Origin of the sequence: Marinobacter goseongensis, assembly GCF_023156235.1 — a bacterium.
Taxonomy (GTDB): Bacteria; Pseudomonadota; Gammaproteobacteria; order Pseudomonadales; family Oleiphilaceae; genus Marinobacter; species Marinobacter goseongensis.
On record NZ_JAKZAI010000012.1, the window covers coordinates 41,550 to 65,138 of the forward strand.

Below are 23,589 nucleotides of genomic sequence, written 5' to 3' on the forward strand. Positions count from 1 at the left end.
CATCCCGCTGTCGGACAGCCGGATGGGTGAATGACTACCGGACGGCTTTCAGTGTCTGGTGGCGCAAGCGCTCCAGCCTCGCGCTAATGGCACGACCAATGCCCTCGGCATCCAGCCCGCAGTTCTGCAACAGCTCGCCATGCTTGCCATGATCTATGAAGGTGTCCGGAAGCCCCAGTTGCAACACCGGCAGACACACCTCGCGGTTGTTGAGGCATTCGGTCACAGCACTGCCGGCGCCACCCGCGATTGCATTTTCTTCCAGTGTTACCAGCAGGTTGTGTCGAGCGGCCAATGAGAGCACCAGCTCTTCGTCCAGCGGTTTGACAAAGCGCATGTCCACCACGGTAGCCCCGAGTGCCACGGCGGCGTCCAGCGCCGGTGCCAGCAGGGTGCCGAAATTCAGTATCGCCACCTCGCGCCCCTCCCTGACAACGCGTCCCTTACCGATGGGCAGTGGCGTCAGTTCCTGCGCAATGACCGCGCCCGGGCCGGTGCCCCTGGGGTAGCGGACCGCGGCCGGGCCGTCGAACATCAGTCCGGTGTGCAGCAGCTGTCGGGTCTCGTTCTCATCAGACGGAGTCATTACCACCATGTTGGGGATGCAGCGCAGATAGCTGATATCGAATGCCCCGGCGTGAGTTGGCCCATCCTCGCCCACCAGACCGGCACGGTCGATGGCAAACAGTACATCCAGGTTCTGGATGGCCACGTCGTGGATCAGCTGGTCGTATGCCCGCTGCAGAAACGTGGAATAGATCGCCACCACCGGTTTGGTACCGTCGCAGGCAAGTCCCGCCGCAAGCGTCACCGCGTGCTGCTCGGCAATAGCAACATCGTGGTAGCGGTCCGGAAAACGTTCGGAAAACGCCAGCAGGTCCGATCCTTCGCACATTGCCGGGGTAATGCCCACCACGCGATGATCCTGTTCGGCGGCGTCACACAGCCACTGGCCAAAAACGTTGGCGTATTTGGGTTTCGAGGCCTTGGGTTTGACCGGTTCCGGTTTGCTGGGCGGTACTGGCTCGATCTTGTTGATGGCGTGATAGCCAATCGGGTCGGCCTCAGCCGGGGCAAAGCCCTTGCCTTTGGTGGTGACCACGTGGAGGAACTGCGGGCCGTCCAGCTCGCGAATGTTTTCCAGGGTCTCGACCAGCAGAGGCAGGTCATGGCCATCGATGGGGCCAATGTAGTTGAAGCCCAGCTCCTCGAACAGGGTGCCGGGGGCGATCATGCCCTTGAAATGCTCTTCGGTCTTTTTTGCCAGCGCCCTCAGGTTGGGTGCGCCCTGCAGAACCTTCTTGCTGCTGTCCCGCACCTGATTGTAAGTGCGGCTCGCCAGCAGTTTGGCGAAATAGTTGGATAGGCCGCCGACGTTTCGGGAAATGGACATGTCGTTGTCGTTCAGCACCACCAGCATGTCGGCGTGCAGGTGACCGGCGTGGTTGAGCGCCTCGAACGCCATGCCGGCGGTCATTGCACCATCGCCGATGACAGCGATGCTCTTGCGCCCGGTGTTCTGCATGCGGGCCGCCAGCGCCATGCCCAGCGCGGCACTGATCGAGGTGCTGGAGTGGCCAACGCCGAAGGTATCGTAGTCGCTCTCCGCGCGCTTGGGGAAGCCGGCAAGGCCGCCTTTACGGCGAATCGTGCCCATCTGCTCACGACGCCCGGTCAGAATCTTGTGCGGATAGGCCTGATGCCCCACGTCCCACACCAGGCGGTCCCGTGGCGTGTTGAACACATAATGTAGAGCGACGGTGAGCTCGAGGACCCCAAGACCGGCACCGAAGTGGCCCCCGGTCTGGCCAACCGACCACAACAGAAATGCCCGCAGCTCCCGGGCGAGGCGGGTTAATTGCTCCGCCGGCAATGTCCGCAACTGGTCCGGAGTCTCTATCCTGTCCAGTAGCGGCGTATGGGGCCGCTGGGGTGGGATTTCCTTGAAAATATATGTGTCCTGCATTTGCTCGGGTCTATTCCGGTCTGTGTGTGGCTAGTCAGAGAATGATAGTGTGCGCTTCCGGCACTGGATCAATCAATGGGTGCGGGCAACGACATAATCCGCAATGGCCCGCAAAGGATCTGCCTCGGAGCCGAAACCGGCGAGGCTGTCGTGGGCCAGTTTTTTCTGTTGCGACAGGTGATCCCGAGCACCCTGAATGCCGAGGAGTGCCGGGAAGGTCGGCTTGCCGCGGGCAACGTCGGAGCCCTGGGGCTTGCCGATGACCGACGTGTCCCCCTCGACGTCCAGCAGGTCGTCCTGCACCTGGAACGCCAGCCCGAGTGCGCGGGCATACTGGCCCAGATCGGCCAGCTGCTGCTTTGTTACGTGCGCTGCTGTCAACGCGCCCATGCGTACGCTGGCCTCAATCAGTGCGCCGGTCTTGTGGCGATGCATGGTTTCGAGTTCGGTGATCGACAGGGCCTTGCCCACCGATGCGAGATCGATGGCCTGGCCGCCCACCATGCCGCCATGACCACTTGCCCGGGCCAGTTCGCGGACCATGGACAGTCGTACGGTGTCATTCAGACCCGGTGCCCCGGCCAGCCAGTCGAAGGCCATAGCCTGCAGGGCGTCGCCGGCGAGGATGGCGGTGGCTTCATCAAAGGCAATGTGAGCGGTGGGGCGGCCGCGACGCAATTCGTCGTTGTCCATGGCTGGCAGATCGTCATGTATCAGTGAGTACGCATGTATCAGCTCCAGTGCGCAGGCCGGAACCAGTGCGTTGTCCGCGGGCTCACCCACCGCCACTGCCGCTGCGAGGCACAACGCAGGGCGAATGCGTTTGCCGCCGCCCAGAACGCCATACCGCATGGCCTGCTGCAGCCGGTCGGAGGGATGGCCGTCAGCTTCGATTCGCCGTTCCAGTTCGGCATCGACCCGCGCGCGGGCGGTTTCCAGAAAGCTTTCCGCAAGGAAGGGCTGTGCGGTCATCAGGCAGGGTCATCCGGCGTGAACGGTCGGGTCTCGAGGGTGCCATCGCTGTTCTGAACCAGCTGCTCAACCCGCTGCTCAGCGGATTTGAGCGCCTGCTGACATTCGCGGGTCAGCTTCACGCCGCGCTCGAATGCCGCCAGTGACTGCTCGAGTGAGAGTTCACCCTGTTCGAGGTCGCGAACCAGTTTTTCCAGCTCATCAAGGGATTTTTCAAAGTCGGCGATGGATGTTGCGCCTTGTTCACCGGCCATCAGGGCCTCCGGTTGCTTCGCGGGTTTCCGCGGGATTATAACAAAGGTTCGGCGCTATCGCTGCCAACAGAACTGACGTTGTTCGCCGGCCTGGCCCATCGGTCCCCAACTTTGCTCGGTGACGCGGATTTCCCCGCTGCGGCTGACCGACACAACCGTGGTCGCACGGGTGCCATAATCGCTGCCGACGATGAACGGGGAGGACAGAAAACGTTCGGTTTCCAGTCCCACGCCGGTATCCGGCAGGTCCGGGTCCGGCGCCGGAGCGGTGTCTTTCAGCAGCGGGATCAGCGCCTGGTGCAGGCCCTCGGACGCACCGGGCGGTGTCGCCGCCAGAGTATCCGCCACGGCGTTGCGCAACCTGAGCAGTTTCGGCCACGGGCTCTGCAACAGATGATTGCTGAGTCCATAGGTGCCCCGGTGCAGGTGACGGCCGGGATGGGCGTCGCGATTACTGAAATACCAGCCATCGTCAGGGTTCAGGCGGATCAGGTTGAATCCGGAGTAGTCCGCCTGTTGTTCCGTCAGACGCTTTTGAAGCGGGTGTTCGGGCTCGGCCAGCGCCCGCAGCGGCAGCTCGCCGCGACTGATTCGACCGGTTTCGGCGCTGCCTTCGCGCACGTTGGTAACGGCGGCCACCTCGCCACGTCGGGTGACGGCCAGCCAGGTGCCGCCGGAAAGCAGATCGCGGCCCGCCAGTACCGACGGCGTGTCGCCGCTCGACCACCATGTCATGGCAGCGGTGGGTCGACGGAAAAACTCGTCGCGGTTGGCGGCAACCACCAGCGGATAGTCCGGATGTTGTCCCACGGAAAAGGCAATCAGGCACATAGGTTTCGGGGCGCTCTCATAATGATCTCGGCTGCGTCGGTGTGTATCATACCAGCCTCACTAATTGTCCGGGTGTGACGGTAGCATGACCCTGTTGAGTGTAATTGGCCTGTATCTCGCACTGGGTGCGTTCGCCGGAACCTTGGCCGGGCTTTTCGGAATTGGCGGTGGCCTGGTGATCGTCCCGGTGCTGATTTTCAGTTTCGGGCTTCAGGGTATCAGTTCCGAGGTGGCCGCCCATATGGCAGTGGGCACCTCTCTGGCCACCATTGTGTTTACGTCGCTCAGCTCGATCCGGTCCCACCACCTGCACGCAGCGGTGCGCTGGGAGATATTCAGGCCCATGACCGGCGGAATTATCGTCGGCGCGCTGGTGGGTGCCTGGACAGCCTCCCTGCTCAGCGGCCCGGCATTGGAACTTGTCATCGGTGTGTTTGTCATTGTGGTGGCCATCAAGATGCTTCTTGAAGTCAATCCGAAACCCGGACGCATGGTGCCGGGTGCGACCGGTCTGGGCGTTGCCGGCGCCGGCATCGGCTGGGCTTCCGCCATTTTTGGCATCGGCGGTGGCACGCTGACGGTGCCGTACCTGAGCTGGTGCAACGTCAGGATGCAGCAGGCGGTGGGTACCTCGGCAGCCTGCGGGCTGCCCATCGCCGCCGCCGGAGCCCTGGGCAATATGGCGACCGGGTGGGGTAACGAACACCTGCCGGAGCTGAGTGTCGGGTTCATCTATTTGCCGGCGCTGCTGGGAATTATCCTGACCAGCGTATGGTTTGCCAGGGTGGGCGCCAATCTGGCGCACCGGCTGAACGCCCGTCTTCTGAAACGAGTTTTTGCCATCATGCTGATTCTGATCGGCATCCGCTTTCTTCTGAGCTGAGAGGTTACTGATGCTGCAGCATCCGCAGATTGATCCCGTGGCCATTTCCCTGGGGCCGCTGAAAATTCACTGGTACGGCCTGACCTACCTCGTGGGCTTCGTTGCCGGCTGGTGGCTGGGCCGGCTGCGGGCCCGCAAACCCTGGTCACCGCTGAACGAGGACCAGGTGGGTGATCTGCTGTTCTACATCGCCCTCGGCGTCATCCTTGGCGGCCGTTTCGGCTATGTGGTGTTCTACAACTTCGACGCCTTTATCGCGGATCCGCTGTGGTTGCTGCGGGTCTGGGAAGGCGGGATGTCGTTCCATGGCGGACTGCTGGGAGTGATGCTTGCCATGTGGTGGTATGGCCGCAAGGTGGGCAGTGGATTCTGGCGAATAGCGGATTTTGTCGCCCCGCTGGTGCCTGTTGGTCTTGGTGCCGGCCGCATTGGCAACTTTATTAATGGCGAACTCTGGGGCAAGCCGACGGACGTGCCCTGGGGTATGGTGTTCCCTCAGGCGCCGGACGCCCTGACACGTCACCCGTCCCAGCTCTATCAGTTTGCGCTGGAAGGTGTGCTGTTCTTTGTCATTTTGTGGTGGTTTTCCGCCAAACCACGCCCAAGGATGGCGGTTTCCGGCCTGTTTCTGGTGTGCTATGGCGTATTCCGCTTCCTGGTCGAATTCGTGCGGCAGCCGGACCCACAGCTGGGCTACCTGGCCTTCGACTGGCTCACCATGGGGCAGGTACTGTCGTTCCCGATGATACTGGCCGGTGCCGGCCTGATGTTGATTGCTTACCGCAGAGGTGTTGAATGAAAGCCTATCTTGACCTGATGAAAGACGTGGTCGATAACGGTCTCGACCGGGGCGACCGCACCGGCGTGGGCACCCGTTCGGTCTTTGGCCGCCAGATCCGCTTTGATCTGCAGGACGGTTTCCCGCTGGTGACCACCAAGAAAGTCCACCTGCGCAGCATCATTCAGGAACTGCTGTGGTTTTTGCAGGGCTCCACCGACAACAACTGGTTGAAAGAGCGCAACGTCTCCATCTGGAACGAATGGGCGCTGGACAACGGCGACCTGGGGCCGATCTACGGCAAACAATGGCGCAGCTGGCACTGCCCGGACGGCCGTACTGTTGATCAGATCAGTGAGCTGATTGAGCAGATCCGCCACAAGCCCAACTCCCGCCGGCTGATTGTCTCTGCCTGGAACCCGGCGGAGCTGCCGGACGAATCCATCGGTCCCCAGGATAACGTCCGCGAGGGTCGCATGGCACTGGCACCGTGCCACTGCCTGTTCCAGTTCTACGTTGCCGACGGCAAGCTCTCCTGCCAGCTGTATCAGCGCAGCGCGGACCTGTTCCTCGGCGTGCCGTTCAACATCGCCTCCTACGCGCTGCTGACCCACATGATTGCCCAGCAGTGCGATCTGGGTGTCGGCGAGTTCGTGCATACCTTCGGCGATTGCCATCTGTATCAGAATCACCTGACCGACGACATCGTCTTCGAGCAGTTGAAGCGGGAGCCGCGGGCGTTGCCGAAGCTGGTGATCAAGCGGAAACCGGAATCAATTTTCGAGTACGAGCTGGACGATTTCGAATTCGAGGGTTATGACCCCTATCCGGGAATCAAGGCACCCATTGCCATCTGAGCCGTGCAGTCACCCAAGTTCCAGAGGAATCGAAATGCGCAAGGCACTCATCGTCGCTATGTCCCGTAACCGGGTCATCGGTCGTAACAACAAGCTACCCTGGTATCTGCCGGGTGATTTGCGGTACTTCAAGCAGGCCACCATGGGCAAACCCATCATCATGGGGCGGAAAACCTGGGATTCCATCGGCCGGCCGTTGCCGGGACGGATGAACGTGGTTATTTCACGGAATCCGCAATGGGAAGCGCCCGCGGGTACCGTAGCGGCAGCGTCACTGGAGGAAGCGTTGGTTAAAGCCGAGGCACAGGCTGAAATCGAGGGTGGGGACGAAGTGATGATTATCGGAGGCGGGCAGATCTACGCCGAAGCCTTGCCGATGGTGGATCGGATCTACATCACCCAGGTGCATGCGGACGTCGAAGGGGATGCATTCTTTCCGGAAGTGAACTGGGATGGCTGGGAAGAAATCGGACGGGAGGATTTCTCCGCGTCCGATAACAACCCATATGACTACAGTTTCGTCGTCTATCAGCGCTTGGCGTCAGCCTGACGGGGCGGGCGTTTACCGGCGGGCTTGCCGCCTTTGCCCGGGGGCTTGCCCTTCGGGCCGGGGCCGCCACGACCTTTCGGGCCTTTCTTGAAGCCGGGCTTATAGCCAGGCTTGCCTCCGGGGCGGCCACCGCCGCCACCCTTGCGGTCACGGTGCGGGGCTGACGCCGACACTACCGGGATAGCTTCCGGCTGTTCCAGCGGCATGGAGCCGGGTTGCATGGCCTCCATCCAGCACGCCAGGGCGCCGGCGACCATCGCCATGTCCATTTCGTTGCGTTCGGCAATCTCGTCCAGCAGCGCCATCGATTTGGCCAGCTTGCGGTCCTCGGCAAAGCCCAGCAACTGTTGCTCGAATTGCTGCTCACGCATCTTTTTCAGATCCGTGGGCGAGGGCAGCTCATAGGCTTCCATCGGCGAGTTGGTGGCGCGCTCCAGGGTGCGCAGCCAACTGCGCTCCCGCGGAGTCACCAGCAGAATGGCCTTGCCATCGCGGCCGGCGCGGCCGGTACGACCGACGCGGTGAATATACGCTTCGGTGTCGTAGGGCACATCGTAGTTGATGACGTGGGTAATCCGCGGTACGTCCAGGCCCCGTGCGGCGACGTCCGTGGCCACAATAATGTCTTTCTTGCCGCGCCTGAGGTCTTCAACCGTCTGCTCACGCTGACGCTGGTTAAGATCACCGTTCAGCGGCGCTACTGCGTGGCCGCGGGCAGAGAGCTTCTCGGCCAGCAGGGTGGTTTCGGCCTTGGTGCGCACGAAAATGATCGAGGCATCAAAGGGCTCAACCTCGAGAATGCGCGTCAGGGCATCGAGTTTGCGCTCGGCGTAGACCGGCAGCACGAACTGGGAAATCCGCTCGACCGTGCGGGTTTCGCTCTCGATCCGGACTTCCACGGCATCGCGCAGGTAGGTCTGGGCCACTTTCTTGATCTGCGGCGGCATGGTGGCCGAGAACAGGGCGCGCTGGCAGTTCTCCGGTGTCTTGGCGAGAATCGCCTCGACATCGTCGATAAAGCCCATGCGCAGCATTTCATCGGCCTCATCCAGCACCAGGGCCTTCAGGGCATCCAGCTTGAGGGTGCCGCGGCGCAGGTGATCCAGCAAGCGACCCGGGGTGCCCACAATGACCTGGGCGCCGCGCTTGAGTGCTTTCAGCTGGGGGTAAAAATCCTGACCGCCGTAGATGGGCAACACGTGGAAGCGGCTGAATTTGCTGGCGTAGGTGGTAAACGCCTCGGCTACCTGGATGGCCAGCTCTCGCGTGGGGGCCAGCACCAGAATCTGGGGCTCCATTGAGGAGGCGTCGATCCGGCTCAGGAGCGGCAGCGCAAACGCTGCGGTTTTGCCCGTGCCGGTCTGTGCAACGCCAAGAAGGTGTTTGCCAGCAAGCAGCGCGGGGATGGCCTGGGCCTGAATCGGAGACGGAGTTTCATAACCGACGGTGGTCACAGCTTCAAGAACGGCTGAGTCCAGACCAAGTTCGGCAAAAGACAATTCTGACATTAATGTACTCGGAATTCGGAGGGTAAAGCATTGCATTGCAATGCATGATGTGCGCGCATTATAGCCGGTTTGGCGCGGCTTTAATACGCATAATAACGGACCTGCCGTAGGTAGTTGCCGGTGCGGCCCATTGCGCCTTGCGGAACAATTGGGCAATCTTCACAGGGTTTCCAATAGCAAGCTAACAGGGCAATCCGATGAATTTTGATGATGTGCTGGCGGCCGGCAAGGCCGGAACAGAGCTGATGTTTACGCCGGACTGGGCGCAGGGGCGGGCAACCTTTGGCGGCATTATTGCGGCCCTCGTGTTCGACAAGATGGAGAAGGTGGTCGCGCCCGGGCGCGCCATGCGATCCATGCAGGTCTCCTTCGTCGGGCCGGTGACACCGGATGTGCCGGTGGAGATTGAGGCCGACATTCTGCGGGAAGGCAAAGCCGTCAGTCAGGTGCAGGGCCGCATCGTCCAGGAGGGCGAGGTGAAGCTGGTGTGCCTGGCCAGTTTCGGTGGTGACCGGGAATCGGTGGTTGCGGTCAGCCCGCTTCCGGCTCCCGATGCGGCTCCGGTGAGCGAGTGTCAGGGCCTGCCCTACATCAAAGGCATGACACCGGAGTTCACCCAGCACATCGATATGCGCTGGGCCTTCGGTGCTTTCCCGTTCAGTGGCAGGGGCGGGCGTGATATGGGCGGCTGGATGCAATTCCGCGAAACCCCGGCCGAGATTACCGACGCCCACATCGTGGCCCTGGTCGACGCCTGGCCGCCGGCGGTTTTACCGCACCTCAAAGGCCCCGTGCCGGCCAGTTCGCTGAACTGGGCGCTGGATATCATGCATCCGCGGCCAGCCATCAAGCCGGGCGACTGGTTACTGTATCGGGCGAGTATTGATCAGGCCGGGTCAGGTTACGGGCACACTCAGGCGGGGATCTGGACCGAAAAGGGTGAATTGGTGGCGCTCAGCCGCCAGACCGTCACGGTGTTTGGCTGACACCACCGGTCGCGTGAGCTGGCGCGCTCAGGCCGCCAGCTCCGACTTCAGTGCATCAATGATGATGCGGGCAAAGTCATCGGGAGAATCTTCCTGCAGGAAATGCCCGCCTCTGAGGGTGATGTGGGGTTGGCCATAGGCACCGGGAATGCGCCGTTGCATGTGCCGGTCGCCACCGCGGGTGATCGGGTCGCCGCTGCTGAAGCAGGTGATGAACGGTTTACGCCACTTCTCCAGGACCCGCCATGCAGCCTTGTTGGCGTCACTGGCCGGGTCGTCCGGTGAGACGGGAACCAATTTTGGAAACGCCCGTGCTCCAGCCTTATATTCCGCGTCCGGGAACGGCGCTTCGTACGCCGCCAGCTCAGCCTTGGTCAAGGTGCGTTCGGTACCCAATTGCACAATCCGCGCCACCGGAAACCATGGGCTGTGTGTGGCAAAGGCTTTCCACAGTGCAAAAATCGGCGGTACCGAGGTGTCGCCGGTGGGCAGCATGCCATTGCCGACAATGATGCGCTGGAACCGCTGCGGATTTTCCGCCGCCAGCCGCAAACCCAGCAGGGATCCCCAGTTCTGACAGACCAGCGTGATGTTGCTGAGATCGAGTGCCTCCAGCCAGCGGGTCAGCCAGGCGATGTGCCCCTGATAGCTGTAATCGCCAACAGCGGCGGGTTTGTCGGACTTACCAAAGCCGATCAGATCCGGAGCGAGTACCCGGTGGCCCGCCGCAGCGACCGCGGGAATCATGTGCCGGTAGAGGTAGGACCAGGATGGCTCTCCATGGAGCATCACCACCGGTGAGGCGGAGGCCGGACCCTCATCCACGTAATGCATCCGCAGTCCTGGTTCGACATCCAGGTAGTGAGGTGCAAAGGGGTAATCCGGGAGACCCTCGAAACGGGTCTCGTCGGTTCGCAGAATACGCATGCCCATCGACTGTCCTGACTGAGTGGTTGCGTGGCTAGGAATGTGCCAGCCTTAACTCAGACAAGGATAAATCAGATGGAAATTTTCTGTGTTTGGTTTCGGTAACAGAGCGTTGCCCGATTGAATCAGGATGCGATCCGGAACAGTAATTCTGCGTCGTCCAGTGTGGCCAGCGCCTCGTCGCAGCAGTTAACCGCGCCACAATCGTCGGCCGAGCAGAGGCCGATGGTCTGGCAACAAAAATCCTGGAAACGTTCGCCTCCGTTGCGGAACAGGCGTGCGCGGGGCAGGGTGGAATGGCAATGTCCGCAGAGCAGCATGGGTACTGCGCTCCCTTCCGCGGCAATCGCGTTGTAATGTTGATGTTCACTCATTTCAGACCTCCTCAGTGTCCCTAACATAAGGGTCCAATATGACAACTCGAAGACGGCGGACCCCGTTTTTGCAGGTAACAGGTACGTGCCGGCATCCGCTTACGTTCACTATAGGTCAGGGATCAGGCGTCGGCATCCGGAATCGGTCGGCGATTGGAGCGTTTGTCTTCCCAGTCAAGCTCCTTGGGGTTGTACCAGCCGATCCGGTGCAGCACCTTTTCCCGGGTGGCTGGTGACAGCGTGGGCCAGAGCTCATGAAACTCGTCCAGGCCCTGTTCCCGCTGTTTCTGTTGCTTGCTCTGCAGCCGGCGCATAATGCGCGGCAGGTGCAGCGCTTCACCAAGCTGGCCGGGCACCCACACTTCTTGTCCCATCACCTTGCGGCGATGGGTGCGGGCCGCCAGGACGCGGTGCAGGGCGCCTGCGGCGTCCAGTGCGGTTTCAATGCTGAATTCTTCGTATTCCAAGGACTTGACCTGTTTTATTACTGATCAATAACCAACCACTATACCCTGAAAAAGGCGGCAGTGGCCACGGGCCGTGTTAGGCTGTGGTCAGCTAACCGGACATCTCAATCGGGAACCCTTCGGATATGTACGCAAAACTGGAAACACGGACTTTTCTTGCTCTGCTGGTGGGCGTGTCCCTGGCCTTCTTTCTGCTCATGAAACCCTTTTTCGGACCCATTTTCTGGGCCGTTGCCATTGCCCTGATCTTCCACCCGGTGCGGGAGGCTGTGGCGCGTAAGCTGGGGGATCGTCCCAACTCCGTGGCGCTGCTGACGCTGTCCATCTGCATGGTGATTGTGGTCATACCCGTGGTTCTGCTGGTGACCTCGCTGGTTGCGGAGGGACTCGGTCTTTACCAGAAAATCCAGAACGGGGAGATACGACCCGGGGAATACATTGATCGGGTGAACCAGTCGTTTCCGGCCATTGAGGCGTTTCTGGCCCAGTTCGGCATCGATTTCAGCGAGATGCGCGACCGTGCGGTCAGCGCGTTTCTCGGGGGCAGTCAGTTTCTCGCCAAGCAGGCTCTCGGGCTCGGGCAGAATACTTTCCAATTTTTTCTGGGCCTGGCGCTGATGGTGTACCTGGCGTTCTTCCTGCTGCGGGACGGCAGGAAGTTGGTGGAGTTGCTGATCCGTGCGCTGCCGTTGGGGGATGCCCGCGAGCGGCTGCTGTTTGCCAAGTTCGCGGAGGTTACCCGGGCCACCGTGAAGGGCAATTTACTCATCGCCATTATCCAGGGTGCCCTGGGCGGCCTGATTTTCTGGATTCTGGGCATTACCGGCGCCTTGCTGTGGGGGGTGGTCATGGCCATCGTATCGTTGATACCCGCGATCGGCGCATCGCTGGTGTGGGTGCCGGTGGCGATTTATCTGGCAGCGGTGGGCGATCTGGTGCCGGCCGCGGTGCTGACGGCCTACGGCGCCATTGTGATTGGCCTGGCCGACAACGTGTTACGCCCCATTTTTGTGGGCCGGGATACCAAGCTGCCGGATTACATCGTGCTGCTGTCGACCCTGGGTGGCATTGTCATGTTCGGCATCAACGGATTCGTGATGGGGCCGCTGGTGGCGGCCCTGTTCATGGCGTTCTGGGGTATTTTCATACGCGAGTTCAGTGAGAACCCCGAGGAAGCCGGCGATCCTGAACCTGTGCAGGAGACGTCCGGGCCTGGGGCCGGTTAAGCCGGTTGCCGCGAAAAATGTGATAGGCTTTGCGGTGGAAGCCTGATCTGTAGGGACGGGCTCCACAAACCCATAAAAAGAAGAACTGGTACCCCGGACGGTATCAGGCGAGTTCCAGGAGAATTCCATGCGCTTTACAACATTGACACGACATCAACTGGCCACTGCTGCCTTGGCCACTGCCCTGACCCTGACTGCCGTACCCGCCGCCCTGGCCGACGACACCGTCGCACTGAAAAACGCCCTTTATGGCGCAGGCTATGACGTCAGTAACGTGAACCGGTCCATGGATAAGGGCACCCGCGCGGCACTTCGTGCTTTCCAGACCGATCAGGGGCTGGATGTAACCGGGGAACTGGATGAGGCGACCAAGTCGGCACTGGGCATGGTGCCGGTAGACATTGCTGCTGCCCAGTCGGCCCAGACTTCGGAGGCGGGCGCCATGAAGGCCAACGACACCGCAACGCCGTCAGATGACGGCGCGGGTGAAGACGACGCGGTGGAAGAGGACGATGACGGCGGCTGGTCGTTGTTCTGACCCCGACGGCATAAAAAAAGCCCGCCAGGCCAGTGACCTGAGCGGGCTTTTTTATGGTCGGCGCCGCAGCGCCGCCGGGCCCGATCAGTCGAGCTTGCTGAGATCCCTGACCGCACCCTTGTCGGCGCTGGTCGCCAGCAGGGCGTAGGCCTTGAGCGCAGCAGAGACCTTGCGGTCCCTGGCCAGCTCAGGCTTCCAGCCTTTCGCATCGCGCTCAGCGCGGCGGCGGTCCAGCTCGTGCTGATCCAGTTCCACATTGATGCTGCGGTTGGGAATATCGATGCGGATCAGGTCGCCGTTTTCGATCAGGCCAATGGCCCCCCCTGCTGCGGCTTCCGGTGAAGCGTGGCCGATCGACAGGCCGGAAGTGCCCCCTGAAAAGCGACCATCGGTCAGCAGGGCGCAGGATTTGCCGAGGCCCTTGGATTTCAGGTAGCTGGTGGGGTAGAGCATTTCCTGCATGCCGGGTCCGCCCTTGGGGCCTTCGTAGCGGATGATCACCACTTCGCCTTCTTTGACCTCGTCACTGAGGATGCCGGCGACGGCGGAATCCTGGCTCTCGAACACCCGCGCCTTGCCTTCAAACACGTAGATGCTCTCGTCCACCCCGGCGGTTTTGACCACGCAGCCGTCCAGGGCGATGTTGCCGTACAGCACCGCCAGGCCGCCCTCAGCCGAGTAGGCGTGTTCGACCGAGCGGATGCACCCGGTTTCGCGGTCACCGTCGAGGGAGGGCCAACGCGTGCTCTGGCTGAACGCGGTTTGTGTGGGGATGCCGGCAGGGCCTGCCTTATAGAGCTCTACCACCTCCGCCGGCGGTTTGCGCATGATGTCCCAGGTTTCCAGGGCCTCGTGCATGGTCTTGCTGTGCACTGTCGGCAGGTCGGTGTTAATCAGCCCGCCGCGTTCCAGTTCGCCGAGAATGCCCATGATACCGCCGGCACGGTGAACGTCTTCCATGTGATATTTAGGCGAGTTGGGCGCCACCTTGCATAGTTGCGGCACCTTGCGGGAGAGCCGGTCAATCTCGTTCAGGGTGAACGGGACGCCGCCTTCCTGGGCGGCTGCCAGCAAGTGCAGAATGGTGTTGGTGGAGCCACCCATGGCAACGTCCATCACCATGGCATTCTCGAACGCGGCCATGGAGGCAATACTCAGAGGTAAGACGCTGGCGTCGTCCTCCTCGTAATAGCGTCGCGCATTCTCCACAATCTGGCGTCCGGCCTTCAGAAACAGCTGTTCCCGGTCGGCATGGGTGGCCAGCAGTGAGCCGTTGCCGGGTAGGGCCAGGCCAATAGCCTCGGTGAGGCAGTTCATGGAATTGGCGGTGAACATGCCGGAGCAGGAGCCGCAGGTGGGGCAAGCGCTGCGTTCGTACTCGGCCACGGTTTCATCATCGGCATTGGGGTCAGCGGCAATGACCATGGCGTCCACCAGATCGAGCTTGTGCTCGGACAATTTGGTCTTGCCAGCCTCCATTGGACCGCCGGAAACAAATATGGTCGGGATGTTGAGGCGCATGGCGGCCATCAGCATGCCAGGAGTAATCTTGTCGCAATTGGAAATGCACACCAGCGCATCGGCGCAGTGGGCGTTGACCATGTACTCCACGGAGTCGGCGATGATTTCCCGGGACGGTAGCGAGTACAGCATGCCGTCGTGGCCCATGGCGATGCCGTCATCCACGGCGATGGTGTTGAATTCCTTGGCGACGCCGCCGGAGGCCTCGATTTCGCGGCAGACCAGCTGGCCCAGATCCTTCAGGTGAACGTGGCCGGGCACGAATTGGGTAAAGGAGTTGGCAACCGCAATGATCGGCTTGCCGAAATCGCCATCTTTCATACCGGTGGCGCGCCAAAGCGCACGGGCACCGGCCATGTTACGGCCGGCAGTGGAAGTCCGCGAACGATACTGGGGCATGGGTTTCTGGTCTCTCTGGTTGCCTGTGTTCAGATTTGAAAAGGCAGAGGATACCAGATTCGACCCTGTTCGCATGGTTGTTTTGCGGGTCCGTGTTTACAATAAGTAACGATGTCTGAAACCGTCGCCTTCGGGTACGGGAGTGATTGCCTGATCGGGAGAAAGCCTATGGCTGGCCGGGAAAGCCTGCCGCTGAGTCGTCTGAAACAGTTCCAGCCGCTGAACCGGTTAACGGATGAACAGCTTGTTGTGCTGGCCAGTCGTGCAGAGCGACGCGTGCACGGGCCCGGCCAGCGAGTGGCGGAGCGTGGTGTGCGCGATGGTCTGGAGCTGTTTCTGATTGACGGAGTGATCGAGCTGGAATCGGCGGATGGCCGCAAGGCCACCATTGATTCCCAGAGCGAGAAAGCCCTGAACCCGATCGCCCGGCTGCAACCGCGGATATACGACGTCACGGCGGTGCGCAATTGCGAGTTTCTCGTGGTGGAGCAGGACATTCTCAATCAATTGCTGCGCTCTGCACCGGTGAAGCAGGTGGAAATGGAATCCGGGGACGCCTTCGGCAACGACGAGAGTGAAGAGCATCATCTGCTGATGGAGTTCTACTCGGAATTGCGGTCCAACCAGATCAACCTGCCCAGCGTGTCGGACGTGGCCTGGAAAGTTCGGCGAATTGTGGACCGGGACGACACCAGTGCCGAACAGGTAGCGCTGGCGGTATCGGCCGATCCGGCGATGGCGGCGAAACTGGTTCGTGCCAGTAACAGTCCGCTCTACCGTGGCTTCAGCGATGTCCGCAATGTGCGTGAAGCGGTGGTGCGCTTGGGCATGAGAACCACCCGTCAGCTGGTCACCGTGTTTGCCATGCGGGAGGTGTTCAAGACGCGGCAACCGGCGTTGCAGAAAGAAATGGACCGGTTGTGGCGGCATTCCAGTGAGGTTGCCGCCCTGTGCTGGGTTCTCGCCGACAGCGCCACCCGTCTGAACCCGGAAGAAGCCATGCTGGCTGGCCTGCTGCATGATATCGGAGTGGTGCCGGTACTGGTTCAGGCCGAGCATCATGTGAACCTGTTCGCTGATCCGGCCAACCTTGCCCATGCTGTGTCGGAGCTCCGCGCCGATGTGGGTACGGCGATGCTGGAGAACTGGTCGTTTCCTCCGGCGTTTACCGAGGCCGTGCGCCATGCCGAGGACTGGGCCCATGAGTGCCGTGCGCCCGAACCCCAGTTGGTGGATGTGGTGATTGTTGCCCAGTTGCACTCGATGATCGGTTCCAGTCAGAATGCCAGCCTGCCGGCATTTGACCAGGTACCGGCCTACCGGCGGCTCGGCGAGTTGGAACTGAATGCGTCGCGCAGCCTGCAACTGCTGACCGAAGCGCGGGCACGGGTGGACGAGGTCCACCGGTTGCTGTCGATTCACTGACGTTGCGTGATGATTAATTCTGAGTTAACCCAAAGGTGGCCGTTGCCCAGATGAACGTACCTCTTTTTCCGCTGAACTCGATCGTGCTGCCGCGGGGGCGTATTCCCCTTCAGCTCTTCGAGCCTCGCTACATCGATATGCTGACGCGCTGCCTGAAGGAGGATCGCGGCTTTGTGGTGGTGCTGCTCCGCGAAGGGGTAGAAACCAGGAAAGAAGCCGCGTTCTACGATATTGGCACCTACGTTCGCATCATTGATTTCCAGCAACTGGATAACGGCTTGTTGGGTATCACCGTTGAAGGGCAGGGCAAGGTGTCCGTGGTCAGGAGCTGGCAGGAAGAGGATGGCCTGAACCTGGGTGACGTGGAGTGCCTGATGGATGAGGCCGATTGCAAAGTGCCTGAGCGGTATACCGAGCTGCCTTCGGTTCTTCGGGCGCTGTTCCGTCACCCGGTGATCCGGGATCTGGATATGGCAGTGGATTACGAGGACGCCCGCGATGTGGGGTGGCGGCTGACTGAGCTGTTGCCCCTGGACAAGCAGGAAAAACAGCGCCTGGTCGAGCTTCAGGATCCGCTGGAGCGGCTGAGCCGTCTGCAAACCCTGCTGGAAGCCCTCGAGCAGGACTGATAACGGCACCGCGCTCCCGCAATCGGCTCAGAGCGGAGCGTAGAACTGCACCGCCTCCGGCCAGCGGTGCCAGGTGTATATCGCAGCAAAGCCTCCCCAGGCCAACGTGGTTGCTACCAGCGACGCATCCGGCGCCAGCGGCACCTGGTCGTAGCGGCTGTAGCTGGCGCGAATGTAGCCGGTAATCGCCAGCCCCAGCAACAGCCCGCCCACGACATCTGTGAACCAATGCACCCCGAGATACAGACGGCTGAGGGCGACCAGTACAACGGGGACGCTGAACAGCAGGTAAATGCGCCAGCGCTGGTAGTGGCGATTCTCCCGGGCAATAAAGTTGGCGATCAGGGTGCTCAATACGGTGATGCCGGCGGTGTGGCCACTGGGGAAAGCGGCGGAGACCGGAGGTGCCAGCACCTGCTCCGGTCGCGGAATGGCGGTGGCGGATTTGAGCGCCCAGACCACCGCAAACGTAATCACCGCCGCGGCACCGATGTGCACGGCCGCGCCGTAGAAACCCCGAAATGTCAGTCCCAGGCACAGAAACGCAGCGGCTGCGATCAGCACCGGACCATCGGCCATAACCGTCAGGAAAATCATGGCCGGATCGAACAGCGGTAATCGCAGAGAGGAGAACCATTCCGCCACCGCCTGGTCAAAGGGGGTCAGCAGGTGGGTGCCGGTGGTGAGCTGACTGCAGATCAGAAACAGAGCGGTGCAGCTTACCGCCAGAGACAGTGATGACAGCGGGAATTCGCCGGCCTGGGCCGGTCGCTCGCTGGAGTAAAGGCGCCAGAACCGATGGGGGGCCTCGTACCCGGCCATTTTCCCGGCGAGCCATTGATAGAGGCGACTGTCGTGGCCGAGCCCCAGTTGGAAGCGGAAAACGGTCAGATAGATTAGCAGCAGGGCGCCCAGACTCACGCCGATCACCGGATAGAAATGGACGGGCGGACGAAGATCCGCTGTTAGCGCGCTGCCCACCAGATACCCCGGTAACACATAGGCGGGTGCCCAGCCCACGGCGGAGGTCAGGTTAAACAGTAGGAACCGACGCCAGGGCATCAGCAGGGCGCCGGCAATCAGGGGGATGACAGGGCGGACCGGCCCGACAAACCGTCCGATCACCACACTGACGCCGCCGTACCGGTAAAAGAAATGCTCGCCCTTGGCAATCATCTTCGGGTATCGGCTCAACGGCCAGATCCGGTCCAGTCTGCCCTGGCAGAGTCTGCCCAGAGCGAAGCTGATGCTGTCCCCGAGAATGGCGCCGAGGGCGGCCCACAGCAGCAGATCCACCAGCGGCATGCCGATCTGACCGGCCAGGACGGTAATCGCAAAAATGATGGCTACCCCGGGTATCAGGATGCCAGCGATGGCGAGGGACTCGGCAAAGGCGGTGGCAAACATCGCCACGGACAACCAATCCGGGTTGATGGACAGCCAGGCGGATAGGCTGGTCAGCCAGTCACTGCTCATGACCCGGCGGCGTCTCCCGGCAGGAACCACACCGAGTCCGCCCCGCGCTTGCGGGCCTCTTCCATGGCCTGGTGCGTGCGCTTACGCAAGGTGTCGGTGCGGGTGTCTCCGGAGCCGCGGGTGGTGCAGCCGAGGCTGATGGTTGCTTTACCGACGCCCGCCCAGTTCTGCTCTGCAATGGTCCGACGTATGCGCTCTGCAATGACTCGCACGCCTTCCTCGGGCGTGAACGGCAGGATCAGGAAAAATTCGGAGTTATTGAGGGTGTACAGGGTATCGCCGGCACGGATTACTCCGAACAGATGCTGGGTGACATTGCGGAACAGTGTCTGCATCCCGGTCTTGCCGTGCAGATCCTCCACCTCGTCTGCGTAATCAATGGCCAGCGTGATGACCGACAGGCAGTGCCCGGTTGCGATGGCCCGACTGATCTCCTTTTGCAGGGTTTCGTCCAGAAAACGGGCATTGTGGGCGCCGGTGACCGGATCGGTGATGGCGAGATCCTCCGCAGACTGGGCCATGTGATCGTAGTGCCAGACGTAGAGGGCGCCGATGGTAATCAGTGCCAGGCCACCGGCCAGTACTGTTGCGGCAGTTTGCAGTGGCTGGCTGAACAGCAGAAAGGTGCCGAGGGCAAGCAGCAGCGCGATTGACAGGATGACGGCCTGGCGCAGAGGCAGGATCAACAGATTCAGCAGGATCAGCGGCATGCTCCAGTGGCTGATGCCCGGGGCACTCATCGCGAAGGTGGCGGTCACCAGGCCGCTGTTGAGCGCGGTCAGAATGATCAGATGACCGGGGGCTGACAATTGGTGGCGGCGGCACAGAATGGTGTAGCCGGCACCGGCCACCGTCAGTATCGCCATGCCCGCTGCCAGGTAGAACAGCCCGTAGAAGCCGTAGCGCAGGTTCTGGAACGCCAGGCTGGCAATGAACAGACTGGCCAGGCAGTAACCGGCCAGGTGGGTGTATGTGCGCAGGCGAGTTTCGGTCATGCGGCAGGCCCTCCGGTTTCGGGCTCAGTGGGGGTAGGCGCAGTGTGTGACCGGGTGCTGTAGGACTGCGCCCGGTTGCCCCCCTGCAGTTGAGCCCGCCGCAATGCATTGGCGGCCGATTGCTGCATGCTGTTGGCGTCGTCACCGATGTTGAGTCCGGAGATGCCGGCGCTGACGGTGAGTTCCAGTCCATGGGAGGCCAGCAGCGCTCGCAGGCCCTTGCGGATGGTATCGGCGCGCACGGCGGCCTCTGCGGTGGAAATGCCGGGCAGAATGATCAGGAATTGCAGGTCAGCGACCCGGTAGTAGGTGTCGAAGTCCCGCAACTGGGAGTGCAGGTAGCGTCCGATCCGGGGGAGAATGGAACGGATGTCAGCATCGGGGTCGCTGTCGCTCAGATGGGTGTCGAGGCCAATCATGATCAGCGACATGTCTGTACCCTCCCGCTCGCTACGCTGAATTTCCTTGTGCAGGTCGGCCGACAGGTACTCGCGGCTGGCGGCCTGTGTCAGTTCGTCGGTGCGGCGCAGGGGGGCCAGCTGGCGTGATTTGTACTCCCGCAGAAACACAAGCAGGGCAGACAGCATGATCGTCAGCAAGAAGGCGCTGATCATCTGGTGGCGCTCCGGCAGGCCGGCGGACCAGTGGGTAGCGATCATCGCAAAAAATGCGCAGACCACGGTGACCAGTGCCGCCCAGCTCAGCGGGAGCAGGGCAAACGCCACCAGCGGCGCCAGATAGAGCCAGTGCACCAGGCTCCAGGGTCCGGCCCACAGGCTGCTGAGCAGCAAGGCAAGGAAGCCGCAAAGAATCAGACGGTTGACGGCAGGCCAGGGCGCTTCGGCCCGGCGGGGATGGAAGGTACTGCCGGTAAACACCAGTGCCGCTGCCGCCACAGCGGTGAGCGCGGTGAGGGAGTCTCCGGAGAAGGCGGCCAGTGCGGCAACGATGGCCAGAGCGACGAACCCGACTCTCGACAGGCGGCTCAACAGGAATTTTTCGGCCATCTGGGCCATAGTATCCATCCTCTCCCGGACATCCGTTTGTGTCAGCATACCGCAGGTCGCATGGAATAGCCTGCATCCTTCGGTGCTCTTTGAATGGCCAGCAGGCCCGTTAGCAGCGGTATAATAATCGTTTGGGATGCGTACTTGAAACGGGAAAGGTAAAGTTAGTCCCTGAATTGCAATTCTGGCCACCAAAACGAAAGGTAATCGAATGGATATTGCAGCTTACATGGCTGGCGTCGGGCAACAGGCACGTACAGCAGCAACCGCCGTGGCCCGCTCAACCACGGCCATGCGCAATCAGGCCCTGCTGGCGACGGCCGAAGCGCTGGACGCGGCCCGCAGCGAGCTGACTGCGGCCAATGCCCGTGATCTGGCCCAGGGCCGTGACAACGGTCTTGACGCGGCCATGCTGGATCGTCTGGAGCTCACCGCCGAGCGCATTGACGGGATGATCGAGGGGCTGCGGCAAGTGGCGTCGCTGCCCGATCCGATCGGCGCGATTACCGATATGACCTATCGGCCCTCCGGCATCCAGGTGGGCAAAATGCGGGTGCCACTGGGCGTGATCGGCATTATTTACGAATCGAGACCCAATGTGACGGTGGAGGCCGCAAGTCTGTGCCTGAAATCCGGCAATGCCACCATTCTTCGGGGCGGGTCGGAATCGATCCACTCCAATCAGGCCATTGCTGCCTGCGTGGCGTCCGGGCTGGCGGCCGCCGGGCTGCCGGAAACCGCGGTGCAGGTCATCAATACCACTGACCGGGCCGCCGTGGGTGAGCTGATCACCATGCCCGAGTACGTAGACGTGATCGTGCCCCGGGGTGGCAAGGGCCTTATCGAGCGCATCAGTCGGGACGCGCGGGTGCCGGTGATCAAGCATCTGGACGGCGTTTGCCATGTGTACATCGACAGTCACGCCGATCCGGAGAAAGCGTTAAATGTGGCAGTGAATGCCAAGACCCATCGCTACGGCACCTGCAACACCATGGAAACCCTGCTGGTGGACGCCGAAGTTGCGGACGACATGCTGCCTCTGTTGGCGGGCGCCTTTGTGGAAAAAAGTGTAGAACTGCGGGGCTGTGAGCGCACCTGTGCCCTGGTGTCGTCGGCCCATGCAGCAACGGAGGCCGACTGGGAAGCGGAATACCTCGCACCGATCCTCGCGGTCAGGGTGGTGGACGGCCTCGACGGGGCGATTGCCCACATCAACCGTTACAGTTCCCAGCACACAGACAGCATCATTACCGAAAACTACACCCGCGCCCGCCGGTTCATCACTGAAGTGGATTCCAGTTCGGTGATGGTGAACGCCTCGACCCGTTTCGCGGATGGTTTCGAGTATGGGCTGGGTGCGGAGATCGGCATATCCACGGACAAGATTCATGCCCGGGGCCCCGTCGGCCTCGAAGGGTTGACGTCGCAGAAGTATGTGGTGTTCGGCGACGGCCACATCCGGACCTGATTGCCCATGCATGTTATCTATGGCGGCACTTTCGATCCGATCCACAACGGCCACCTGCGTCTTGCCATTGAACTGAAAGAGCGGCTGGGCGTGGGTGAGATTTCCCTGGTGCCTTGTCATATGCCCCCCCATCGCGAGGATCCCGGTGCCGGCAGTGGCCTGCGCCTGCGCCTGCTGGCCATGGCTGTCGAGGGCGAGCCAGGGCTGCTGGTGGATGACCGGGAGCTGCAGCGGGAGGGCGCCTCCTACACTGCCGACACCCTGCGCCAGCTACGCAGTCAGTTGGGTGACCAGGAGCCGCTGGTGATGGTGGTCGGTACCGATGCGTTCGCCGGGTTTGATCGCTGGCGGGAATGGGAGCAGATTCCGCAGCTTGCCCACGTGGTGGTGGTGCGGCGCCCGGGGCCGCTGCCCGACCCGCGGGGAGCGCCGGCAAAGCTGCTTCGCGAGCGTCGCGTGGGCGGGGCGGAAGCCCTTCATGAAGCGCCCCACGGCTACTTTCTGGAGCTGGACCCGCCACTTCTCGATATCTCGGCTACCGGTATCCGTGAGCGTATCGGTAGCGGGCGATCGCCGCGCTACCTTTTGCCCGACCCCGTATGGCGGGAAATTTGCCGGCTCGGGCTTTACGGTGCATGCCCTGACGGGAACTTTTAGTGCTACAATCGCATTTGAATATGACTTTTCGGGTGGCCGCCGACGCCGCCACCCGTCCGACAGGGTGATTATGCAGGCTGAGCAACTGAAAGATCTGGTGATAAGTGCACTCGAGGATGTTAAAGCACAGGATGTGAGTGTGATTGACGTTCGAAATCGTACCAGCGTGACCGACTACATGGTTCTCGCCTCGGGAACGTCCAATCGCCATGTGAAATCACTGGCGGAGTCTGTTGTCTCCGAAGCGAAAGAGCAGGGCGTCCGTGCTGGCAATGTCGAAGGCAGTAACGTCAGCGACTGGATTCTGGTGGACCTGGGTGACGTGGTGGTTCACGTCATGATGCCGGCCACCCGTGAGTTCTACGATCTCGAGCGCCTCTGGCGCGATGCGCCGGATCTGGGTGTTGCAGGTAGCGAATAAGCATGCGGTTGCGACTGATCTGTGTAGGGCAGAAGATGCCCGACTGGGTCAGCCAGGGTTATAACGATTACGCCCGCCGAATGCCGCCGGAGCTGCCGCTGGAACTGGTAGAGATCCCCATGGCTCATCGCGGCAAGAATCCTGACATTCCCCGGCTGATGCAAAAAGAGAGCGATTCGATTCTGGCGGCCACCGGGCCCCGGGATCGTGTCGTCGCTCTGGAGGTGGGAGGCCGCCCCTGGTCGACGGAAAAGCTCGCCAGCCAGCTGGAAAACTGGCAGCAGGACGGCCGCGATGTCAGCTTCCTGGTCGGCGGGCCGGACGGTCTTGCAGACCCCTGCCGACAGCGTGCCGATCAGCTCTGGTCGTTGTCAGCCCTGACATTGCCCCATCCGCTGGTGAGAATTCTGTTGGCCGAGCAGTTGTATCGGGCCTGGTCAATCACCCGTAACCATCCGTACCATCGGGCTTAGG

At 61.6% G+C, this 23,589-nt stretch carries 25 protein-coding genes; 13 read left to right on the top strand and 12 right to left on the bottom strand.

From position 1 onward, the window contains the following. Positions 1 to 34: 34 nt before the first annotated feature. The 4 genes from dxs to MLC70_RS12245 all read right to left on the bottom strand — a co-directional run bounded on the left by dxs (position 35) and on the right by MLC70_RS12245 (position 4,023). Positions 35 to 1,966, bottom strand: a complete 1,932-nt coding sequence (gene dxs, locus MLC70_RS12230; protein ID WP_248184097.1) for a 1-deoxy-D-xylulose-5-phosphate synthase — start codon at positions 1,964 to 1,966, stop codon at positions 35 to 37. Between the two features lie 72 nt (positions 1,967 to 2,038). Continuing rightward, entirely contained in the window at positions 2,039 to 2,938 is a 900-nt protein-coding gene (locus tag MLC70_RS12235) for a polyprenyl synthetase family protein (RefSeq protein ID WP_248184098.1), read from the bottom strand. After that, the gene (locus MLC70_RS12240) at positions 2,938 to 3,192 is read right to left on the bottom strand and encodes an exodeoxyribonuclease VII small subunit (protein WP_248184100.1); all 255 of its coding nucleotides are present in this window, start codon (positions 3,190 to 3,192) and stop codon (positions 2,938 to 2,940) included. Before MLC70_RS12240 ends, MLC70_RS12235 begins: the two co-directional genes overlap by 1 nt. A gap of 54 nt (positions 3,193 to 3,246) precedes the next feature. Next, positions 3,247 to 4,023, bottom strand: coding sequence for an NRDE family protein (locus tag MLC70_RS12245; RefSeq protein ID WP_248184102.1), 777 nt, complete (start codon positions 4,021 to 4,023; stop codon positions 3,247 to 3,249). A gap of 85 nt (positions 4,024 to 4,108) precedes the next feature. Between MLC70_RS12245 and MLC70_RS12250 the strand changes: the two genes are divergently transcribed. The 4 genes from MLC70_RS12250 to MLC70_RS12265 are packed head-to-tail and all read left to right on the top strand — an operon-like array spanning position 4,109 to position 7,091. Then, entirely contained in the window at positions 4,109 to 4,906 is a 798-nt protein-coding gene (locus MLC70_RS12250; RefSeq protein WP_248184103.1) for a sulfite exporter TauE/SafE family protein, read from the top strand. A gap of 10 nt (positions 4,907 to 4,916) precedes the next feature. Continuing rightward, positions 4,917 to 5,705 (top strand): prolipoprotein diacylglyceryl transferase, encoded by a 789-nt coding sequence (gene lgt / locus MLC70_RS12255; RefSeq protein WP_248184104.1) that lies wholly within the window; start codon positions 4,917 to 4,919, stop codon positions 5,703 to 5,705. Beyond that, positions 5,702 to 6,541 (top strand): thymidylate synthase, encoded by an 840-nt coding sequence (locus MLC70_RS12260; protein ID WP_248184105.1) that lies wholly within the window; start codon positions 5,702 to 5,704, stop codon positions 6,539 to 6,541. Before lgt ends, MLC70_RS12260 begins: the two co-directional genes overlap by 4 nt. A gap of 34 nt (positions 6,542 to 6,575) precedes the next feature. Continuing rightward, a complete protein-coding gene (locus MLC70_RS12265; protein ID WP_248184106.1) occupies positions 6,576 to 7,091 on the top strand; it encodes a dihydrofolate reductase in 516 nt (171 codons plus the stop codon). Here the strand turns inward: MLC70_RS12265 and MLC70_RS12270 are convergent. Then, the gene (locus MLC70_RS12270) at positions 7,070 to 8,599 is read right to left on the bottom strand and encodes a DEAD/DEAH box helicase (RefSeq protein ID WP_248184108.1); all 1,530 of its coding nucleotides are present in this window, start codon (positions 8,597 to 8,599) and stop codon (positions 7,070 to 7,072) included. The two genes, MLC70_RS12265 and MLC70_RS12270, sit on opposite strands and share 22 nt — an antisense overlap. A gap of 197 nt (positions 8,600 to 8,796) precedes the next feature. Between MLC70_RS12270 and MLC70_RS12275 the strand changes: the two genes are divergently transcribed. Beyond that, positions 8,797 to 9,585 carry an acyl-CoA thioesterase gene (locus tag MLC70_RS12275; RefSeq protein ID WP_248184111.1) on the top strand — a complete coding sequence of 263 codons (789 nt, stop codon included), beginning with the start codon at positions 8,797 to 8,799 and terminating at the stop codon, positions 9,583 to 9,585. 27 nt (positions 9,586 to 9,612) lie between these two features. Here MLC70_RS12275 and MLC70_RS12280 read toward each other — a convergent pair whose 3' ends face one another. The 3 genes from MLC70_RS12280 to MLC70_RS12290 all read right to left on the bottom strand — a co-directional run bounded on the left by MLC70_RS12280 (position 9,613) and on the right by MLC70_RS12290 (position 11,353). Then, complete coding sequence (locus MLC70_RS12280; RefSeq protein ID WP_248184113.1) at positions 9,613 to 10,512, bottom strand: haloalkane dehalogenase; 900 nt, start codon at positions 10,510 to 10,512, stop codon at positions 9,613 to 9,615. 125 nt (positions 10,513 to 10,637) lie between these two features. Next, positions 10,638 to 10,886 (bottom strand): hypothetical protein, encoded by a 249-nt coding sequence (locus MLC70_RS12285; protein ID WP_248184115.1) that lies wholly within the window; start codon positions 10,884 to 10,886, stop codon positions 10,638 to 10,640. Positions 10,887 to 11,008: 122 nt separating this feature from the next. Further along, on the bottom strand, positions 11,009 to 11,353 hold the full coding sequence (locus MLC70_RS12290) for a hypothetical protein (protein ID WP_248184117.1): 345 nt from the start codon (positions 11,351 to 11,353) through the stop codon (positions 11,009 to 11,011). A gap of 125 nt (positions 11,354 to 11,478) precedes the next feature. Between MLC70_RS12290 and MLC70_RS12295 the strand changes: the two genes are divergently transcribed. Continuing rightward, on the top strand, positions 11,479 to 12,579 hold the full coding sequence (locus MLC70_RS12295; protein WP_248184118.1) for an AI-2E family transporter: 1,101 nt from the start codon (positions 11,479 to 11,481) through the stop codon (positions 12,577 to 12,579). Positions 12,580 to 12,706: 127 nt separating this feature from the next. Beyond that, positions 12,707 to 13,117, top strand: a complete 411-nt coding sequence (locus MLC70_RS12300) for a peptidoglycan-binding domain-containing protein (protein ID WP_248184120.1) — start codon at positions 12,707 to 12,709, stop codon at positions 13,115 to 13,117. An 84-nt stretch (positions 13,118 to 13,201) separates the two neighbouring features. Here the strand turns inward: MLC70_RS12300 and ilvD are convergent, their stop codons facing one another. Further along, complete coding sequence (gene ilvD, locus MLC70_RS12305) at positions 13,202 to 15,037, bottom strand: dihydroxy-acid dehydratase (protein ID WP_248184123.1); 1,836 nt, start codon at positions 15,035 to 15,037, stop codon at positions 13,202 to 13,204. A gap of 168 nt (positions 15,038 to 15,205) precedes the next feature. Here ilvD and MLC70_RS12310 point away from each other — a divergent pair, with 168 nt between their 5' ends. Then, entirely contained in the window at positions 15,206 to 16,462 is a 1,257-nt protein-coding gene (locus tag MLC70_RS12310; protein ID WP_248184128.1) for an HDOD domain-containing protein, read from the top strand. A gap of 50 nt (positions 16,463 to 16,512) precedes the next feature. Beyond that, positions 16,513 to 17,091, top strand: a complete 579-nt coding sequence (locus MLC70_RS12315) for an LON peptidase substrate-binding domain-containing protein (RefSeq protein ID WP_248184129.1) — start codon at positions 16,513 to 16,515, stop codon at positions 17,089 to 17,091. Between the two features lie 27 nt (positions 17,092 to 17,118). Here MLC70_RS12315 and MLC70_RS12320 read toward each other — a convergent pair whose 3' ends face one another. Genes MLC70_RS12320 through MLC70_RS12330 form a run of 3 tightly spaced genes read right to left on the bottom strand, consistent with a single transcriptional unit; the run spans position 17,119 to position 20,578 of the window. Continuing rightward, on the bottom strand, positions 17,119 to 18,567 hold the full coding sequence (locus tag MLC70_RS12320) for a bifunctional DedA family/phosphatase PAP2 family protein (protein ID WP_248184131.1): 1,449 nt from the start codon (positions 18,565 to 18,567) through the stop codon (positions 17,119 to 17,121). Continuing rightward, positions 18,564 to 19,562, bottom strand: a complete 999-nt coding sequence (locus tag MLC70_RS12325; RefSeq protein ID WP_248184133.1) for a GGDEF domain-containing protein — start codon at positions 19,560 to 19,562, stop codon at positions 18,564 to 18,566. Before MLC70_RS12325 ends, MLC70_RS12320 begins: the two co-directional genes overlap by 4 nt. Continuing rightward, positions 19,559 to 20,578 carry a GGDEF domain-containing protein gene (locus MLC70_RS12330; RefSeq protein ID WP_248184135.1) on the bottom strand — a complete coding sequence of 340 codons (1,020 nt, stop codon included), beginning with the start codon at positions 20,576 to 20,578 and terminating at the stop codon, positions 19,559 to 19,561. The genes MLC70_RS12325 and MLC70_RS12330 overlap by 4 nt, the downstream gene beginning before the upstream one ends. Positions 20,579 to 20,780: 202 nt before the next feature. On the opposite strand from MLC70_RS12330, the gene MLC70_RS12335 reads away from it, so the two are divergent. From MLC70_RS12335 to rlmH, 4 genes are all read left to right on the top strand, one after another. Continuing rightward, positions 20,781 to 22,037, top strand: a complete 1,257-nt coding sequence (locus MLC70_RS12335; protein WP_248184137.1) for a glutamate-5-semialdehyde dehydrogenase — start codon at positions 20,781 to 20,783, stop codon at positions 22,035 to 22,037. A 6-nt stretch (positions 22,038 to 22,043) separates the two neighbouring features. Next, a complete protein-coding gene (gene nadD / locus MLC70_RS12340) occupies positions 22,044 to 22,694 on the top strand; it encodes a nicotinate-nucleotide adenylyltransferase (RefSeq protein ID WP_248184139.1) in 651 nt (216 codons plus the stop codon). 70 nt (positions 22,695 to 22,764) lie between these two features. Then, on the top strand, positions 22,765 to 23,115 hold the full coding sequence (gene rsfS, locus MLC70_RS12345) for a ribosome silencing factor (RefSeq protein WP_248184141.1): 351 nt from the start codon (positions 22,765 to 22,767) through the stop codon (positions 23,113 to 23,115). 2 nt (positions 23,116 to 23,117) lie between these two features. Next, positions 23,118 to 23,588 (top strand): 23S rRNA (pseudouridine(1915)-N(3))-methyltransferase RlmH, encoded by a 471-nt coding sequence (gene rlmH / locus MLC70_RS12350; RefSeq protein ID WP_248184143.1) that lies wholly within the window; start codon positions 23,118 to 23,120, stop codon positions 23,586 to 23,588. Position 23,589: the final 1 nt, after the last annotated feature.

Coding starts and splice junctions, on each gene's coding strand:
- MLC70_RS12275 (WP_248184111.1), top strand. CDS start 8,797: ATGAATTTTGATGATGTGCTGGCGGCCGGCAAGGCCGGAACAGAGCTG.
- MLC70_RS12330 (WP_248184135.1), bottom strand. CDS start 20,578: ATGGCCCAGATGGCCGAAAAATTCCTGTTGAGCCGCCTGTCGAGAGTC.
- MLC70_RS12295 (WP_248184118.1), top strand. CDS start 11,479: ATGTACGCAAAACTGGAAACACGGACTTTTCTTGCTCTGCTGGTGGGC.
- MLC70_RS12280 (WP_248184113.1), bottom strand. CDS start 10,512: ATGCGTATTCTGCGAACCGACGAGACCCGTTTCGAGGGTCTCCCGGAT.
- lgt (WP_248184104.1), top strand. CDS start 4,917: ATGCTGCAGCATCCGCAGATTGATCCCGTGGCCATTTCCCTGGGGCCG.
- MLC70_RS12265 (WP_248184106.1), top strand. CDS start 6,576: ATGCGCAAGGCACTCATCGTCGCTATGTCCCGTAACCGGGTCATCGGT.
- MLC70_RS12325 (WP_248184133.1), bottom strand. CDS start 19,562: ATGACCGAAACTCGCCTGCGCACATACACCCACCTGGCCGGTTACTGC.
- MLC70_RS12260 (WP_248184105.1), top strand. CDS start 5,702: ATGAAAGCCTATCTTGACCTGATGAAAGACGTGGTCGATAACGGTCTC.
- MLC70_RS12300 (WP_248184120.1), top strand. CDS start 12,707: ATGCGCTTTACAACATTGACACGACATCAACTGGCCACTGCTGCCTTG.
- ilvD (WP_248184123.1), bottom strand. CDS start 15,037: ATGCCCCAGTATCGTTCGCGGACTTCCACTGCCGGCCGTAACATGGCC.
- MLC70_RS12335 (WP_248184137.1), top strand. CDS start 20,781: ATGGATATTGCAGCTTACATGGCTGGCGTCGGGCAACAGGCACGTACA.
- MLC70_RS12285 (WP_248184115.1), bottom strand. CDS start 10,886: ATGAGTGAACATCAACATTACAACGCGATTGCCGCGGAAGGGAGCGCA.
- MLC70_RS12245 (WP_248184102.1), bottom strand. CDS start 4,023: ATGTGCCTGATTGCCTTTTCCGTGGGACAACATCCGGACTATCCGCTG.
- rsfS (WP_248184141.1), top strand. CDS start 22,765: ATGCAGGCTGAGCAACTGAAAGATCTGGTGATAAGTGCACTCGAGGAT.
- MLC70_RS12235 (WP_248184098.1), bottom strand. CDS start 2,938: ATGACCGCACAGCCCTTCCTTGCGGAAAGCTTTCTGGAAACCGCCCGC.
- MLC70_RS12240 (WP_248184100.1), bottom strand. CDS start 3,192: ATGGCCGGTGAACAAGGCGCAACATCCATCGCCGACTTTGAAAAATCC.
- nadD (WP_248184139.1), top strand. CDS start 22,044: ATGCATGTTATCTATGGCGGCACTTTCGATCCGATCCACAACGGCCAC.
- MLC70_RS12315 (WP_248184129.1), top strand. CDS start 16,513: ATGAACGTACCTCTTTTTCCGCTGAACTCGATCGTGCTGCCGCGGGGG.
- MLC70_RS12250 (WP_248184103.1), top strand. CDS start 4,109: ATGACCCTGTTGAGTGTAATTGGCCTGTATCTCGCACTGGGTGCGTTC.
- MLC70_RS12270 (WP_248184108.1), bottom strand. CDS start 8,599: ATGTCAGAATTGTCTTTTGCCGAACTTGGTCTGGACTCAGCCGTTCTT.
- MLC70_RS12310 (WP_248184128.1), top strand. CDS start 15,206: ATGGCTGGCCGGGAAAGCCTGCCGCTGAGTCGTCTGAAACAGTTCCAG.
- rlmH (WP_248184143.1), top strand. CDS start 23,118: ATGCGGTTGCGACTGATCTGTGTAGGGCAGAAGATGCCCGACTGGGTC.
- dxs (WP_248184097.1), bottom strand. CDS start 1,966: ATGCAGGACACATATATTTTCAAGGAAATCCCACCCCAGCGGCCCCAT.
- MLC70_RS12320 (WP_248184131.1), bottom strand. CDS start 18,567: ATGAGCAGTGACTGGCTGACCAGCCTATCCGCCTGGCTGTCCATCAAC.